Origin of the sequence: Algoriphagus sp. (genome assembly GCF_024642405.1) — a bacterium.
Classification (GTDB): Bacteria; Bacteroidota; Bacteroidia; order Cytophagales; family Cyclobacteriaceae; genus Algoriphagus.
In genome coordinates, this window is sequence record NZ_JAHEBC010000016.1 from 1 (window position 1) to 16,429 (window position 16,429).

The following is a 16,429-nucleotide window of genomic DNA, read 5'->3' on the forward strand; positions in this document are numbered from 1 at the left end:
CGAATTGGTTTCTTCCAGTCCATATAAAGGAAAATGCGGCAAAAAGCCGCATTTTTTATTTCTTCAAAATTTCTCTCCAGCCTTTCTCTTCTATTTGAGTTGCTGAGGCCTCTACTTTTTCTCTCAAAGTTGACTTAAACTTATCCATCTTATCTGCCACTTCTAAGTCAAAAGAGCCAACAATGGATGCCGCTAAGATGCCAGCATTTTTACCTCCATTTAATGCAACAGTAGCCACCGGAATCCCAGATGGCATTTGAAGAATGGATAAAATACTATCCCATCCGTCTATAGAATTAGAACTTAAAATTGGTACCCCAATAACTGGTAAACTTGTCAAGGAGGCTACCATTCCCGGTAAATGTGCAGCACCACCAGCCCCGGCAACAATTACTTTTAACCCTCTGGATCTAGCTGATTCTGCGTAATCAATCATCCTCTGTGGAGTCCTGTGGGCAGAAACCACTGTCAATTCATATTCAACCCCTATTTCTTCTAAAAACTGAGCAGCTTCTGCCATGATTGGCAAATCAGACTGGCTTCCCATGATAATTCCTACTGATGGTTTCATTAGATGGATTTGATTTTTATAAGATCCTTTATTTTCATTGCTTTTGCTTTAAGCTTAGAGACATCCTCATCTACCACTGTCACATGTCCCATTTTTCGGAAGGGTTTTGTTAATTTTTTCCCATACAAATGGATGTAAACTCCCTTTTCTGCCAAGGCTTTTTCTTGCCCTTCTACAACTGCAAGCCCTGTAAATCCTTCTTCACCCAGCAAATTAATCATGGCAGCAGGACATCTTAAATCCGGATTCCCCAAAGGCCAATTCATGACTGAGCGTAAATGTTGCTCAAACTGAGAAGTGAAGTTTGCCTCAATTGTATGATGTCCACTATTATGAGGCCTAGGTGCAATTTCATTCACCAACACATCACCTTCCTTGGTGACAAACATTTCTACGGCTAAAATACCTACCATACCCAATTTCAAAATGACATCTTTAGCTATCTCCTTGGCTTTTTCCTCAATTTCATTTGAAATCTCAGCAGGAGCAAATAGAAATTCAACCAGATTTGCCGTGGGATGAAAAGCACATTCCACAGCGGGATATACGATCAAATCCCCATCCTCATTTCTAGCGACCGTCACTGCAATCTCTTTATCAAAATCAATTAGTTTCTCCAGTAGTCCAGGAGCATCAAATGCATTTTCAAGATCTTTTTCAGATTTTAATATCTGAACCCCTCTGCCATCATAACCCTCTTTTCCCAATTTATTCACCGCTGGGAGGAAGCTTTTATTGTGGATAACTTCCGATTTGTCAGCCGTTAAAATAAATTCAGCAGTAGGAATATTATTCTGTTGATAAAATTGCTTTTGTTCCCGCTTATCCTGAATAAGTTTCAGAATCTCAGGCTGTGGATAAACTTTCTTTCCTTCTTTTTGGAGTTTTATAAGTGCCTCTGCATTAACACTTTCAATTTCAACAGTTATGACATCGCATTCCTTTCCAAATGAATAAACAGTATCAAAATCCTTTAATGAACCTACCGAAAATTTCTGGCAAAGGTCTTTGCAAGGAGCATTTGGATCAGGATCCAAAATGTGGATATCTTGATTGTAATTGATAGCAGATTGGATAAGCATTCTTCCCAACTGCCCTCCACCGAGGACTCCTAATATTGGTGATTTAGATGATTGAGTCATAGCAAAATTTGAATCACGAAAATACGAGAATATGGGGGAAGGAAAAAACCTTTATTTTTCCTGAAATCTTATTCCCATCAACTCCATTAATTTATGAGCATTGAAACTTGGACAGGGCCCTACCTTGAGTTTGTAATCAAAATTGATAGTATCGTCTAAAATTTCCGAATGAAAACTCCTGTTTTCAACACCTTCAATTTTACCTTCCAATGCGGAAAGTTCAATATCATGAGTACTAACTATTCCTAATGCAGAGGTCTTCGAAACTTGTTTTACCAAGGCTTCACTCCCAGCAATTCTATCTTCTGTATTGGTCCCTTTCAATATCTCATCCAAAAGGAAAAATATTTTCTCTCCATTTTCCAGACGTTCGATCAATGTATGAATCCGACTCAACTCTGCATAGAAAGAACTGACACTTTCACCTAAATTATCAGTATTCCTCATGCTGGTATATAATTGGACGTCTCCCAAAGTAAATTCCTTGGCAAATGGATTTAAACCGATATTTGCCATTACGGCATTGATTCCCAGGGTTCGCATAAAAGTGGTTTTTCCACTCATATTCGCTCCAGTCAACAAAATGAAGTTTCTTAAATCACCCAATTGAAAATCATTGGAAACGGCCTTTTCTGGATCTATCAGCGGGTGTGTAATTTCAGTACATTTTAATATTTGCTTCGACTCCCAAACTAAATTACAGTCAGTACCTACTTCTTTTTCAAAAGCCCCAAGCGAAACCAAAATTTCCCAATCTTCCAACAATTCGGGAATTTTAGAAATTTCCTCTCCATGCTTGTTTATCCACAATTGAAGTTTCCTGGCCAATAGTAAATCTGTCCACAAGAGAAGGTTTATCGGGATGTAAAGAATATTTAACCTGTTGTCAATCCATAATCCCAGTTTATCAAGTTGTTGAAAAAGTTGAGATGCGCTTTCCTTTTCGGTCAAAATCAATTTCTGTTTTTCTTTCAGAAGAGGGGAATTAAACCTCATCTTTTCAAGTTCAAATAACCAAGTTGAATAAGCTTTCAATTGCATTCGGGATGGTAGTTTTTCCGAAGCTTCCTTCAAATTTTTGAAAACATAACCAAGGGGAGCAAGTCCTAACAAGATCCAAATTCCCAAAAATGCTCCTGGAATAATACCAATACTCACTAAAGTAATTAAAACCAGTCCTACCAAAGGTCCCAATACAGTTAGAATTGTTAGAATGACAGGAATCTCCCTTTTTTTCCCGAGGAAGCTTTGCCAATTTGAAGAAGGCTTTTCTTCAGAGTAAAAGGCAATGCCACTACTTTCCATTGCATCCAAAAATCCGGGAATCTTCGAAAGTTCATTACTAGCCTCTTGAAACTTTTTGGCGTTTCCCTGATCAAATGAAGATTTTATCAAATCTGCCAATTTGATTTTTGCTTTTTTAGAAACCGTATGGTTAACTAGCTGAAAAAGAGAATGGTCTCCAAATAAATCCAAATCATTCGCAAATGGATGCGCTTTATCTTGAAATTCATGTCCACCTTCTATCTCTTCTAGCTTTCGGCTTTTCCTTTGTTCAGCTCTGTTTAATATGAGTTGTAAAGCTTCATAAATAGACTTTTGATCTTTCAAAAAATTATATTTCTGAATAGAGAATACAAAGAAAGAGATGAAAAGAAAGAAAGGTAAAATCCATAAAATAGTCTGCGAAATTGTTAGAACACCGGTTACTCCGATAACTAAAAATATCACCAATCTTAAAAATGAAATACTTCCTGATTTTCTATTTGCTTCAGTTATCTTTTCTGAAAGCCTTTCGGTATTAAAATCAAATCCCTTCATGCCCAAAGATAGCACATCGAGCCTTCCTTGAAAAAGTATTATTTTTAAGGGTTGACAATCAAATACATGTAAGATTATTTCGTTTTAATTCCATATATATTGAGAAAAAATCTAATGACTCAGACATTTTGAAGAAGAAGAAACAAAAAGAATCCTCAGCCCAAAATATTGAAAATTTTATGGAAGAGTGGGATATTGGAAAAGGAATGGGCATACTCCCCGATTATATTCCTTTTACACAAAATATTGGGTGTGTGGGAGGAAAAACTAAAATTTCCAAAATCAAAAAATCTGAGCCAAATGATGAAAAAGAAGCCTAGTTTCATTTAATAAGGGATTTGTTTACTTTTACGCTTGAAACCCAAAATTTATACAATTTCCAATTCGGCACGATTTTTAAAGCCTATCCTATAGATTCAACTTTTCATCTCAACCCTTAACACAATGTATTCAAAATTGAAATTTCTGCCATTTCTGCTCATTGCTCTATCAGCAATAATTGGCTTTTCTTGCTCATCTAAAGATGATAATGATCCGGTGGTAGTAGATACCTCTATTATTGTAGAAATATCCGATGTAAACCAAAAAATTGAAGACTTAGACAACCTAACTCTGTCCGCTCTTGAAGATTTGGGGCTTAGTTCAAGAAAATCTAATATCGCTTATGGAGATTATTGCTCCTCAGTAGTAATAATAAAAGATCAGGAGATAAAGACTATCTCTATTGATTTTGGAAATGGTTGCGTAAGTCCAAATGGTGTAAATAGAAAAGGAAAAATATTGATCAAATATTCGGGAGCTCTTTTAGTACCTGGTGCAAACATCGAGACTACTTTTGAGGGGTATGAAGTGAATGGATATAAAATCGAAGGAACAAGAACCATCACAAATACTAAACTTGACATTTTTGCCAATTCAATAACACTCGCTGTAAAGATTGAAAATGGAAAAGTCACCTTCCCAGATGGTGGTTTTGTTACAATAAATACAACAGAAGAGAGAATTGTGACACTGACAAGTACTGGCTATGAAGGTTCTATAACCGGCACAGCAAGCGGTAATAGTAAGGATGGAAAAGCTTTTACTTCAACAATTATTGATCCTTTGGAAATTACTCAAAGTTGTATTGAATCCGGAGTTTACAATCCAACAAGTGGTCAAATTGAATTCACTTACATCGGAATAAAAATGACCTTGGATTATGGAACTGGAGCATGCGATAAAGATGCAACCATCACTTATCCGGGAGGGGTCAAAAACATCACATTCGATTAAAATATTTCATTTTCTCAAAAACGGCTATCTTTCGAGGTAGCCGTTTTTATTTTATGGAAAAGAAAAAGATTTCAGGTCATGATCATATTCGATATGAAAGACCACAATTATCCCCAAAAGAAATGCTTGAAAAGTCCCGGGATTTCTTTGATCAAATGGATCAAAGAAGAACCGTCAGGGAGTTTGATACCCGGCCAGTACCGTTGGAAGTCATTGAAAATATTATCAAAACCGCAAGTACGGCACCATCTGGTGCTCACAAACAGCCCTGGACCTTCTGCCTAATCTCAGATCCTGAAATGAAAAAAAAAATAAGGCAAGCGGCAGAAGAAGAAGAAAAAATAAGTTACGGAGGAAGAATGAGTGATACTTGGAAAGCGGATTTAAAGCCTTTAGGTACGAATTGGGAAAAACCATTCTTAGAGGAAGCTCCCTACTTGATTGTAGTCTTTAAGCAATCCTATGGAATGGAAAATGGGGAAAAAGTTCAACACTATTATGTAAGTGAGTCAGTGGGAATAGCCTGCGGTTTTTTAATTGCAGCTATCCATCAAGCTGGTTTGGTAGCGGTAACTCATACCCCCAGCCCTATGAATTTTTTGAGTAAACTTTTGGATCGCCCTTCTCAAGAAAAACCATTTCTTCTTGTACCTGTGGGGTATCCTAAGGCAGAAACCTACGTTCCAGACATTCATAGGAAGCCACTTGAAGAAATCATAATTAGATTTTACGATTATCCGCAATGATGCCAGTATGCTTAATTTCTTTGTTTTACTGGCTCGAAGACCGATGACGGAAGACCGAAGAATCGATTTCTTTTCAATTTACCGAATTCTATGTCGCTTTAGATTATTACTGGTACAATACCGGATATACATTTTAGATTTTAAATGAAAAAGGCGATCAAATGGATCGCCTTAATTTTTGAAATACGATGTTTAGGAATTTTCTTCAGCGGCTTTTGCCTTGATCTGATGAACCACCCTTTGTGGGAATGGGATTTCAATTCCATGTTTTTCAAATTCGGTATTGATAGCTTCCATACCAGCAAAATACATGGGCCACATATCAGCTGATTTTGCCCACACTCTTACAATTATATCTAGAGAACTGTCCCCGAAATTATTTAAAGCCACAAAAGGAGCTGGATCTTTTAAGGCTCTTGGATCATTTTCAAAAATATTTTCTATGATTTCCTTTGCCTGCTTAATATTGGTTCCATAAGCTACTCCAACCTTTAACTCAGCCCTTCTTGTTTCTTGCGTACTCATATTGATAATATCCGAGTTTGCCAGATTACCATTTGGAATAATCACCTCCTGATTGTCGAAGGTCATCATATGAGTATATAATATTTGAATCTTATTAATGGTACCCGTATGACCTTGGGCAACAACTACATGACCTACTTTAAATGGCTTAAATGCGAGGATTAAAAGTCCACCTGCAAAATTGGAAAGAGATCCTTGTAGCGCTAAACCAATGGCAAGGCCTGCAGCACCAAAAATAGCTAGGAAAGAACTTGCAGGTACGCCGAGGATCATCAATACGCCCCCGAACATAATCACATATAAGAGAAGCTTCGAAAGTCCGTAAAGAAACTCGTTTAAAGATGGAGCATCATCTCTTTGCTCTAAAAATTTCTTGAGTCCTTTTAATAATTTATTGACTATAAATTTCGCGATAAAGTAAAAAAGTAGGGCTCCAATGATCCTTAAGCCAATACTTATGGCAAGACTAATTCCATCAGCATATAGAGCGTCCGTAGTTTCCTTAGAAATTCCAAATTCTTCCATTTTTAAAATTGTTTTTGGTTGATGTTTTACTAAAATAAAATGTTCACTTGCCAGCGAAAAGCCCAATGCCAACTAATCCTAAAGTCAGTTATTCCTGCCTTTTGGAGGATATTTTCCCAATCATTCTTTGAAAAACTTCTCAAAACAGATAAAGAGGCATCATTCTGAACCATTGCCGACTTGCTAAATAAATTGGTTAGGAATTTAATACTGTAAAAAGCAAACCAATGTCTATGTAGATCATTGATTACAATTCCCAACCTAGATTTTGCCTTCAAAGACTTCAATAGTCCTGTCAACTCACTGTCTGTAAAATGATGTGTAAAGAGCGTGCAAGTAGAAATATCTACTTTTTCTTCTGAAAACTCAGTATCGAAAACGTTCTGAACTTTAAAGGAAATTTCGGGTAAGTCTGCTAACCTAACCGAAGCAAGGTCAATAATGTTCCTGTTGGCATCGATGCCTTCAAAACTAACCTGTTTTTTTTGATTCTTTGCCCAATCATACATTACTCGAATCATATCTCCCCCACCACATCCAATATCTGCTACTGAATAGGAATCTTTAGGATATTTTTGAAAAATTTTTGAAATCCCATTGGTGGTGACATAATTACCTCCCAACCACTTATTTATCGTCTTGAGCTCTTTTAATGTCTGCGCTAATTCTTCACCAGAGCAGTCTAAATCATCCATCAACTCTTTTTCGGTGCTTCTTTGAGAGAATTTTCCCATTATTTTTCCAAATGAAGAGTTTCTAAGGTCAATCCAGGTCCAAACCCAAGCGATAGAATATCCCCGGAGACAGAAGGATCATGAAGCATTCTTTCTAATACAAAAAGTATCGTCGCAGATGACATGTTCCCAAAATTTCTGAGAACTTCTAAAGCGTGAGAGTTAACTTTAGGTGCCAGTCCAAAAGCCTCCTGTACTTTGGTTAATATCTGCTTTCCTCCAGGATGGATTGCAAAATTCTGAATTTGTGAAACTTTAAACCTTTTTTCAAATATTTCTTTTAATTGGTGTATCCCCTGATCCAAAAGCGAGGGGATATATTTACTCAACCTCATTTCAAAACCAAAATCTCCTATTCCCCAAGCCATATCTTTTTCTCCCTCCCGGATCACCTGACTCATATAGGATTTGATTCTTAAACCTGAATCGGAATTCTTAACTAATGCAGCTGCTGCCCCATCTCCAAAAAGTGAATTCGCTAAAATATTATCCTCCACATATTCCTTTTGAAAATGTAAAGTGCATAGCTCAACCGAAACTAAAAGAACATTGGCATCAGGCTCAGCTTTAAGAATTTTGTCTGATAATTTCAGCCCAGTAAATGCCGCATAACAACCCATAAAATGGATACAATATCGCTCCACAGAATCACCTAAACCCAATAAATTCATTAGCTCAAGTTCTACCCCTGGAGCGACCATTCCGGTACAGGAAACCAAGATTAAATGAGTTATTTCTTTGGCTTCGATGGATACTTTATTCAAACACTGTTTTGACGCCTCAAAAGCCAATTGAGGAGCGGTCTTAGTGAATACCCCCATTCTGGACTTAGTTCTCGGAAACGGTGCTAATTCGTTGTTATTGGGAAAAAAAGTAAAATCTCCTGGATCTTTTTTCTCAAAATCCAATAAAACGCTATGTCTTGTTTCGATTCCAGATTTTCTATACAAAAATCGCAGCTTTCTCCCCTCATCATCATCGAGTTGATGGGCAAATTTCATAAAACCTGCTATGGAGGCCTGCTTGATGGGTAGACCTGGATTGGCAAGACCAATACTAACGATACTAGAATTCATAAGATCAAGTTAAAGGATATTTTCTAAATTGACTGCCTGCAATAACAACCTTCCCATTTAGATAAAGTTACAGAAGCAATTACAACTACGATATGATTACCGTTTCAAGTTTAAGACATCTTAGAATACCATTTTCATTATTCTTGATGCCTGTCTTCTTTTTTGCATTGGCTTTAACCCCAAATCTCAATGAGTCAAGAATTTTATGGGTCTTTTTAGCACTTCATTTATTCCTCTATCCATCTAGTAACGGGTATAATAGCTTTTTCGATCGGGACGAAGAAAGTATCGGAGGTTTGAAAACTCCTCCCAAAGTCACTCCAGATTTATTTTGGTTATCCATGGTATTTTTTGCAATCGCCATTCTGATTGGATTACAGATAAATTGGGAATTCGCAAGCATGGTTCTTGTGTATGGATTGGTAAGTATGGCATATAGTCATCCTGCAATCCGCATAAAAAAATACCCTTGGGCTAGTTGGTTTATTGCCGGGTTCTTTCAAGGGTATTTTACATTTGCCATGGCATATGCCGGATTAAGCAATTTGAATTGGTCCACATTAGTGAAACCTCACGTGATCATTCCAGGTCTTCTCACAAGTTTAATGCTTTGGGGATCTTATCCCTTGACACAGGTCTACCAGCATGGCGAAGACTCAAGAAGAGGTGATTTAACTTTAAGTTTGAAGCTGGGAATAAAAGGTACTTTCTATTTTGCCAATATTTTCTTTATACTCACCGGGCTTGCATTTGCCTGGTACTTTATAGACAAAAATCAAGAAGCTATTTTGTGGATTTATTTAGGAGCTATGGCACCTATTATTCTGTATTTTCTGATTTGGTTTAGTTTTATCAGAACAAACCCTGTAAAATACGCTTCCTACAGCTGGGCAATGGGAATGAATGTGATTTCTGCACTATTTCTCAATACTTTCTTTATTTATTACTTTTTTGAAAACACCCAGATTTTGCAAGCATTTGGATTCTAAAATGGCTTTCCATGGGTGTTTTTAAGGATCATCTTTGCAATGCCTGGAAAGTTTTTGATCAATTTCCCTGCTAGTATAGAACTCTTATTTGCTCCAAAAAGCAATTGTGTTTTCCTTCCCACCCAAAGTCTTCTTTGAAAAAGCTTTTTCCATTCTTCTTCATATTTACCCTCTATTCCACTTCTATCTTGATTTGATAAAATAGCCTCAGCAGCGATTTTTCCGGATTGTATTGCCATCGCCATTCCATTTCCACAAAGTGGCGTAATCAGTCCCGCTGCATCTCCAGTCATAATAATATGATTTTCTACAAGCTTTTTGGGTTCAAAGTTAATTTCATTTATGACTTCAGGTTTCTCTAACAAGAACTCACTTTCTGTAAATAATTTCTTCAGAAAGGGATTTTTCCACAATACATTTTTTTCCATCTCTTCAATAGAGCCAAAAGTTCGAAGTTGATCCCGACTCCCCAGATAGCAAATATTGAATTTGTCATCTTCGATAGCATTAATTCCACAATACCCCCCTTCAAAATTATGCAGAGCCACTGTATTTCTAGACTCATCAGTTTTTACATGATATTTCACCCCAATAAAAGGGCTTCTTTTTTCAATAAATGGCCGATTAAGAACTTTATCCAACTTTGATCTTTTTCCAAAAGCTCCTATTACATGTTTCGAAGTATGAATAGAGCTATCGGATAATTCAATTTTGAAATGGTCTTCTTTTGCATAGAAATTAATATCAAATACCTGTGTTCCAGTCAGGAAATTCACTCCTACCTCTTTTGCTCTATTGAATAAAAAATCATCAAACTCATATCTGCTAATTCCAAAACCGCCGAGGTCCAGGGGAAGAGAAACAGAATTTCCCAAAGTATCTGAAAAAAGAAAGTTTTCAATAGCAGGAAGTTCTAGGTCAGAAGGAATTAGTCTTTCTCGTTTCAAGAATCCAAGTGCCTCATTGGAAACATATTCCCCGCAAACCCGATGAAAAGGATAGATTTTTTTTTCAATCAATGTGACTTCCCTGCCATTCTTGGCAAGCGTATAGGCAGAAATCAAACCTGCTAGGCCTCCTCCTACGATGATTATTGAATTTGATTTGCTCAAAGATTTACCTTTAACTCTAAGATTAAACCGCTTATCAAAAATTAAGTTTTAAGGATCAACCTTAAGTGAAAATCAAGGTTATTTTTGATTGCAATTAAAAGTTTAAACTAATAAAAAAATATGCTACCCAAATTATTTCGGAGGTTTATCTTAATGATTTGCGTATTAGGAATCTTTACCCATGCTGAAGATTCTTTTGCGCAAAAGAAAAAGAAAAAAAATTCCAAAAATGAGCCTGCAGTCACTACTCCACCAGCCAGGCCTTCAAATGGTTCACAATCAGGACCAAAGCCTTATTCTGAGGTAATTACCAAAAGTGCCAAATCTAAAGATGGCCTTTTCAAGGTTCATCAGATCGATGATAAATATTTTTATGAGATCCCAGAATCTATGTTTGGGAAAGATATGCTGATGGTCACTACCATTGCAAAAACTGCAGATGGAATCGGTTATGGGGGGGAAAGAACAAACACCTTGATGCTAAGATGGGAAAAGAATAATGATGATGTATTACTGAAAGTTGTCTCAGTAAACAACTTTGCCGCTGATTCCTTACCTATTTCCATGGCTGTAAAAAATTCCAATTTAGAGCCTATTCTTCAGAAATTTGATGTTAAATCAAAATCTACAGACTCCACCGGCGTAGTGATTGAAGCTACGGATCTTTTTAGTAAAGATGTACAGGCATTGGGATTACCAAGAAACAGAAGGACAGGATTCAAAGTATCAAGACTAGATACAGACAGATCTTATATCGATCACATTCATACCTATCCAATCAATATTGAAGCTCGATATATATTAACCTATGCTGCTGCCGAGCCTCCTTCAAATAGCTCTACCGGGCTAATTACACTGGAGATGAACTCTTCCATGATTTTACTTCCTGAAGAGCCTATGATGCAAAGATTAGGAGATAGAAGAGTGGGATGGTTCAGTAGATCTATCGTCGATTATGGATCAGATGCTCAAAAAGCAGCCAACAGAACTTTCTTGGACAGGTGGAGATTAGAGGTGAAAGAAGAAGATATTGAGAAATTCAAAAGAGGTGAACTAGTTGAACCAAAGAAGCAAATTGTATATTACATCGATCCAGCGACTCCAGAAAAATGGGTTCCTCACCTAATTGCCGGTGTGGAAGATTGGCAAGCAGCGTTTGAAGAAGCAGGTTTCAAGAATGCCATAATAGCTAAAAGAGCTCCAAGCAAAGAAGAAGATCCTGATTGGAGTCCTGAAGATGCACGCTATTCTGTAATCAGATATTTTGCATCTGATATCCAGAATGCATATGGCCCTCACGTTTCTGATCCAAGAACAGGTGAAATATTAGAATCTGACATTGGATGGTATCACAACGTAATGAACTTGTTGAGAAACTGGTTCTTTATTCAGACTGCCGCAATTAACCCAGATGCTAGAAATGTCAAATTCGATGATGAAGTAATGGGAAGACTAATTCGTTTTGTTTCTTCTCATGAAGTGGGTCATACTTTAGGCCTTCCTCATAACTTTGCTTCATCTCATGCTTACCCAGTTGAAAAGTTGAGAGATGCAGAGTTTACAAAAGAAATGGGAACGGCTCCTTCCATAATGGATTATGCACGTTTCAATTATATCGCACAACCAGGTGACGAAGGAGTAAGCTTGATGCCTAACGTCGGTCCATACGATAAATATGCAATCGCTTGGGGTTACAGGCCTATCCTAGATGCCTCAACTCCTGAAGAAGAGCAATTGACTCTTGACGAATGGATAACTTCTAAAAATGGTGATCCAATTTATAGATATGGAAGACAAGGAAACAGCTATGACCCTACTGCTCAATCAGAAGACTTGGGAGATAACTCCATGAAAGCTTCTGAATATGGTATTGCTAACCTGAAAAGAATTGTACCAAATCTAGAAGAGTGGACAAAAGAAGAAGGAAAGCCTTTCAAGGATTATGATGACCTGGAAGAAATGTATGGTCAGGTTGTAACTCAGTACAATCGCTATATGGGACATGTAAGAACCAATATTGGTGGTGTTGCTGAAATCTATAAATCAGCTGGGCAGGACGAGCAAGTTTATATTCATACTTCAAAAGAAATTCAAAAGTCAGCTGTGGAATTCTTAAACAAAGAATTATTCGCCAGTCCAGCTTGGTTAATGGATGACGCCATTTTCTCAAGAATTGATGATTTCGGTGCTTTAGAAAGAATCAGAGGCGTTCAGGCCAATACTTTGAATGGAGTTTTAGAATGGGGAAGATTAGGAAGAGTCATTGAAAACGAAGCGCTGAATGGATCAGAGGCCTATACGATGACTGAATTATTCAGTGATTTGAGAAAAGGTATCTGGACAGAACTTGCCTCAGGACAAACCATCGATGTACATAGAAGAGCTCTTCAAAGAGCCCATATCGAGCGGTTAGAGTATTTACTGACTGAAGATGAACCTTCGGTTTCTGCTGCTTTTAGAAGATTTGTGGGACCTCAGATTAATGCTTCACAGTCAGATATTCGCCCTGTGGTAAGGGGAGAATTAAAAACTCTGCAAAGACAGGTAAATGCTGCTATTTCCAGGACTTCTGATAATATGTCAAAGCTTCATTTAGAAGACCTTTCGGCTAGAATCGATGCTATTTTAGATCCAAAATAAGTAAGATAAAACTAACGAAGAGGCTCCTTTCTGGGGCCTCTTTCATTTAAATGGAATTTTTTTCTTGTAATTTAATGTTCCAAAAAAAGTTAATGTCAAGTCCTCATTCCATATTACAAAGTCATAAACTGCGAATTACAGACTGCAGACTGGAAATCATTCGTGAATTTCTGGAAAAGCAAGTGGCTTTGGCACATTCTGACTTGGAAGATAGTCTTGATAATCAATTTGACAGAGTAACTATCTACCGTACCTTAAAAACTTTTGTAGATAAAGATGTAATTCATAAAGTTCTCGATGATAGTGGAGGTGCAAAATACGCACTTTGCTCACACGAAGAGCATGAAGAACATAGCCATGAACATGTTCACTTTAAATGTGAAATCTGCGGGGAAACAACTTGTTTAGAATCTATCACACTTCCATCTATAAAACTTCCCGCTGGTTTTCAAAAAAAAGAAATGAGTCTGTTGGTGCAGGGAATCTGCGAAAAATGTCATTAAAACTCCACTGGCTCGGGTCTCGAATTCCTAGGCGCGTCTGATGGCCAGATTACACCAGGGGGCAAATCTATTTTGGGAGGTGTCAAGTCTTCCACTCCTCCATCTCCATCATCTCCGTTACGGTCTCGCTTTTTCAGGGAGTTGCGAGTTAAGGTGGCTACGAAATAAATTAGAATCACATAAGCCAACCCACAGAGCACCAGATCTATTACTAAACTACTCATGGCTAAAAATTTTATAAAAGATAATCCAATACTCATTTTAAATCAATCCCTTTGGCAAATTGTTTAATATAAATCATGATTTTATGATTTTATTCGACTTGTTTAATCCCTCGGATACTAGGATATTTGCGCACTGAAAATAAAAGTGATGATAGTAAAGACTAAAAAATACCAACTGGAAACAGGAACTTATATCAAAATGGGATTGATCCATATTCTCAAAGAGCAATGGTGGGTAATTCCAATAGCACTGGCCATTATGTGTGGCTATTTCTGGATTCCTTCTATTTGGTGGATTATTGGAGCCTTGATTGCATACGGACTTTATGTTTTATTTTGGGCGATTCAATTTACAGGAGTAACCCAGATGGAACAAAACAAAACCATCTTTGAAAAACTTGCTTACGAAATCGACAGCAGGCAAATTCTGATGAAGATTAATACGAGACAGGGCATGCCTGTGCAATGGAATATGATCAAAAAAGCGGAAGTGAAAAAAGATGCCTACGTATTATATCTTTCGAAAGCCCAGTTTATCCACCTTCCATTCCGAATCTTTAATTCAGAGAACGAGAGGAAGTTTATGGAGACAATACTAAAGAGAAAAGAATTGATCAAATAGCCTTAAGCCTTCCAGAAAATGGAAGGTTTTTTCTTATATGTCATTTTGCTATTAGAGTCCTTTAATTACTATCAAAGTATTTATTTTTAGATTTTTTTACCCAAAAAACAAATCATTCAAATATCTACCTGGGGTCAAAGTAAATCCTCCTGCTATGATAATCGCTCCAAAATAGAGCAAAATCATTTTTCTTTTATGTGTCTTAATATTTCCATTTTTTATAGCCGAATAAGCAGTGGGAACAGTATAAATTGTCAGGATGCTAAATAGATGAATCCAACCAAAATGTCCCAAAAACTGGGGGCCAACCTCTGCTGGCATAAATAGCGTAATACTAGCAGTAACCAACATCAAAACCATATAAATCCTACCCAAATTTTTATGGATTCCTGTTCCTTTTTTGACAATCAACAAAAAAGCACCGATAAAAATACATGGCGTTACCGTAGCCAAATGGAGGTATAATAAAGTTAAATAACTCATATAGTGGCTTAAATAAGATGGCTAAAAGAAAATTAAATATAGGTTATTCATAATTAGGTGGTTTTGAGTTTTTATTTAATAAAGCTAGAAAAGCAAGTACAAAAAAAAGCCTATCCGAAGATAGGCTTTTAATCAAGATTAAACTTGAATTACATAGAAGGCATAATCACTGTATCGATCACGTGAACAACACCATTGTCAGCAATAATGTCTGCTGCTGTAACTGTTGCATTGTTAATCATAGCTTTTCCATCCTTCAAAGTTACTTTGATAGTACTTCCTTCTACAGTTTTTGCCGTTTGACCATTTTTAAGATCAGTTGACATCACCTTGCCAGGTACTACATGGTAAGTAAGGATTTTAACCAATTGTGCTTTGTTTTCTGGCTTTAATAAAGTTTCTACAGTACCAGCTGGCAACTTTGCAAATGCTTCATTAGTTGGAGCGAAAACTGTAAATGGGCCATCACCTTTTAAAACATCAACCAAATCGCCTGCTTTCACAGCAGCTACTAAAGTTGTTAAAAAATCCTGTGATACTGCCAAGTCTACAATGTCAGCATCAATTTTTGTTTCATGTACTGAATTTGTTTTTGTAGTAAATGAAGATGCTACAATTAGCATTGCAAGCATAAATACTGTTCCTAGTTTTTTCATAATTGATAATTAGTAATAGTTAATACTGGTTTATATGTGTATGAACAACTATTGTATATAATTTTTTTTTAATTTTTTAAAATCCAGTATTTTATAAGTTATTTTATTTGAAAGGTAATTGTGGATAATACTTGTATATAATAGAATTGATAATTGGAATATCAGATATTTAGGAATGCAAATTAGATTGATCGCTATTGGGAAAACAGATAATCAAGCTATCATCTCTCTTATAGATGAATACAGCAAGCGTTTAAATTTTTATATAAAGTTTGATTTTGAAGTTATTCCTGATCTTAAAAACACAAAATCCCTTTCTGAGACTCTTCAAAAAGAAAAAGAGGGTGAGTTGATCTTAAAAAAATTAACCACATCAGATCAATTAATTTTGTTGGATGAACGGGGTAAAAGTTATAGCTCGATGGATTTTTCTGAATTTCTTCAGAAAAAAATGAATTCAGGTTTAAAGCAATTAGTCTTTGTTATTGGAGGCCCATATGGTTTTTCGGAGGAAGTCTATTCCAGGTCTAATGGGAAAATTTCTTTGTCCAAAATGACTTTTTCACATCAAATGATCCGTCCATTTTTCATCGAGCAGCTATACAGAGGCTTTACTATACTTCGGAACGAACCATACCACCATGAATAGCGCTTTGTAGGAACCCATTGCAATTGAGCACCAATCCATAAAAGTGCAATTCCACTTTTAACAAAAGCCAACATTTTTTTAAGAATTACCCCAATGTTAAGTTTTTTGTCTTTTTTTTTGCTAATGTTACCAAATT

The 16,429-nt window shown here is 36.6% G+C and carries 18 protein-coding genes; 8 read left to right on the forward strand and 10 right to left on the reverse strand.

Annotated features, from left to right (window positions below):
- Window positions 1-55 precede the first annotated feature (55 nt).
- The 3 genes from purE to Q0L68_RS02485 are packed head-to-tail and all read right to left on the reverse strand — an operon-like array spanning window position 56 to window position 3,534.
- On the reverse strand, window positions 56-571 hold the full coding sequence (gene purE, locus Q0L68_RS02475; RefSeq protein WP_296698905.1) for a 5-(carboxyamino)imidazole ribonucleotide mutase: 516 nt from the start codon (window positions 569-571) through the stop codon (window positions 56-58).
- Window positions 571-1,713: a 5-(carboxyamino)imidazole ribonucleotide synthase gene (locus tag Q0L68_RS02480; RefSeq protein ID WP_296698908.1), complete on the reverse strand. Its 1,143-nt coding sequence runs from the start codon at window positions 1,711-1,713 to the stop codon at window positions 571-573. Before Q0L68_RS02480 ends, purE begins: the two co-directional genes overlap by 1 nt.
- Before the next feature lie 51 nt (window positions 1,714-1,764).
- On the reverse strand, window positions 1,765-3,534 hold the full coding sequence (locus Q0L68_RS02485) for a DNA mismatch repair protein (protein WP_296698911.1): 1,770 nt from the start codon (window positions 3,532-3,534) through the stop codon (window positions 1,765-1,767).
- 128 nt (window positions 3,535-3,662) lie between these two features.
- On the opposite strand from Q0L68_RS02485, the gene Q0L68_RS02490 reads away from it, so the two are divergent.
- The 3 genes from Q0L68_RS02490 to Q0L68_RS02500 all read left to right on the forward strand — a co-directional run bounded on the left by Q0L68_RS02490 (window position 3,663) and on the right by Q0L68_RS02500 (window position 5,555).
- Window positions 3,663-3,854, forward strand: a complete 192-nt coding sequence (locus tag Q0L68_RS02490) for a hypothetical protein (protein WP_296698913.1) — start codon at window positions 3,663-3,665, stop codon at window positions 3,852-3,854.
- Window positions 3,855-3,978: 124 nt separating this feature from the next.
- Complete coding sequence (locus tag Q0L68_RS02495; RefSeq protein WP_296698916.1) at window positions 3,979-4,809, forward strand: hypothetical protein; 831 nt, start codon at window positions 3,979-3,981, stop codon at window positions 4,807-4,809.
- A 53-nt stretch (window positions 4,810-4,862) separates the two neighbouring features.
- Complete coding sequence (locus Q0L68_RS02500; protein WP_296698918.1) at window positions 4,863-5,555, forward strand: nitroreductase family protein; 693 nt, start codon at window positions 4,863-4,865, stop codon at window positions 5,553-5,555.
- Between the two features lie 192 nt (window positions 5,556-5,747).
- Here Q0L68_RS02500 and Q0L68_RS02505 read toward each other — a convergent pair whose 3' ends face one another.
- The 3 genes from Q0L68_RS02505 to Q0L68_RS02515 are packed head-to-tail and all read right to left on the reverse strand — an operon-like array spanning window position 5,748 to window position 8,415.
- Window positions 5,748-6,605 carry a mechanosensitive ion channel domain-containing protein gene (locus Q0L68_RS02505; RefSeq protein WP_296698920.1) on the reverse strand — a complete coding sequence of 286 codons (858 nt, stop codon included), beginning with the start codon at window positions 6,603-6,605 and terminating at the stop codon, window positions 5,748-5,750.
- A gap of 29 nt (window positions 6,606-6,634) precedes the next feature.
- Window positions 6,635-7,339, reverse strand: a complete 705-nt coding sequence (locus Q0L68_RS02510) for a methyltransferase domain-containing protein (RefSeq protein WP_296698923.1) — start codon at window positions 7,337-7,339, stop codon at window positions 6,635-6,637.
- Complete coding sequence (locus Q0L68_RS02515) at window positions 7,339-8,415, reverse strand: type III polyketide synthase (RefSeq protein ID WP_296698925.1); 1,077 nt, start codon at window positions 8,413-8,415, stop codon at window positions 7,339-7,341. Before Q0L68_RS02515 ends, Q0L68_RS02510 begins: the two co-directional genes overlap by 1 nt.
- Before the next feature lie 92 nt (window positions 8,416-8,507).
- Between Q0L68_RS02515 and Q0L68_RS02520 the strand changes: the two genes are divergently transcribed.
- Complete coding sequence (locus Q0L68_RS02520) at window positions 8,508-9,404, forward strand: UbiA family prenyltransferase (protein ID WP_296698927.1); 897 nt, start codon at window positions 8,508-8,510, stop codon at window positions 9,402-9,404.
- Here the strand turns inward: Q0L68_RS02520 and Q0L68_RS02525 are convergent.
- A complete protein-coding gene (locus Q0L68_RS02525; RefSeq protein ID WP_296698930.1) occupies window positions 9,401-10,516 on the reverse strand; it encodes an NAD(P)/FAD-dependent oxidoreductase in 1,116 nt (371 codons plus the stop codon). The two genes, Q0L68_RS02520 and Q0L68_RS02525, sit on opposite strands and share 4 nt — an antisense overlap.
- 153 nt (window positions 10,517-10,669) lie before the next feature.
- Here Q0L68_RS02525 and Q0L68_RS02530 point away from each other — a divergent pair, with 153 nt between their 5' ends.
- Both Q0L68_RS02530 and Q0L68_RS02535 read left to right on the forward strand, forming a co-directional pair.
- Window positions 10,670-13,156 carry a zinc-dependent metalloprotease gene (locus tag Q0L68_RS02530; RefSeq protein ID WP_296698933.1) on the forward strand — a complete coding sequence of 829 codons (2,487 nt, stop codon included), beginning with the start codon at window positions 10,670-10,672 and terminating at the stop codon, window positions 13,154-13,156.
- A 92-nt stretch (window positions 13,157-13,248) separates the two neighbouring features.
- On the forward strand, window positions 13,249-13,659 hold the full coding sequence (locus tag Q0L68_RS02535; protein WP_296698936.1) for a transcriptional repressor: 411 nt from the start codon (window positions 13,249-13,251) through the stop codon (window positions 13,657-13,659).
- On the opposite strand, the gene Q0L68_RS02540 is transcribed toward Q0L68_RS02535, so the two are convergent.
- Entirely contained in the window at window positions 13,656-13,883 is a 228-nt protein-coding gene (locus Q0L68_RS02540) for a hypothetical protein (RefSeq protein WP_296698937.1), read from the reverse strand. The two genes, Q0L68_RS02535 and Q0L68_RS02540, sit on opposite strands and share 4 nt — an antisense overlap.
- A gap of 148 nt (window positions 13,884-14,031) precedes the next feature.
- Between Q0L68_RS02540 and Q0L68_RS02545 the strand changes: the two genes are divergently transcribed.
- A complete protein-coding gene (locus Q0L68_RS02545) occupies window positions 14,032-14,505 on the forward strand; it encodes a YcxB family protein (RefSeq protein ID WP_296698940.1) in 474 nt (157 codons plus the stop codon).
- A gap of 96 nt (window positions 14,506-14,601) precedes the next feature.
- Here the strand turns inward: Q0L68_RS02545 and Q0L68_RS02550 are convergent, their stop codons facing one another.
- Together Q0L68_RS02550 and Q0L68_RS02555 are read right to left on the reverse strand one after the other, a co-directional pair.
- Window positions 14,602-14,988, reverse strand: a complete 387-nt coding sequence (locus Q0L68_RS02550) for a DUF2306 domain-containing protein (RefSeq protein WP_296698942.1) — start codon at window positions 14,986-14,988, stop codon at window positions 14,602-14,604.
- Window positions 14,989-15,137: 149 nt separating this feature from the next.
- Window positions 15,138-15,644 (reverse strand): fasciclin domain-containing protein, encoded by a 507-nt coding sequence (locus Q0L68_RS02555; protein ID WP_296698945.1) that lies wholly within the window; start codon window positions 15,642-15,644, stop codon window positions 15,138-15,140.
- A 175-nt stretch (window positions 15,645-15,819) separates the two neighbouring features.
- Here Q0L68_RS02555 and rlmH point away from each other — a divergent pair, with 175 nt between their 5' ends.
- Window positions 15,820-16,293 carry a 23S rRNA (pseudouridine(1915)-N(3))-methyltransferase RlmH gene (gene rlmH / locus Q0L68_RS02560; RefSeq protein WP_296698948.1) on the forward strand — a complete coding sequence of 158 codons (474 nt, stop codon included), beginning with the start codon at window positions 15,820-15,822 and terminating at the stop codon, window positions 16,291-16,293.
- The last annotated feature ends 136 nt before the right edge of the window (window positions 16,294-16,429 follow it).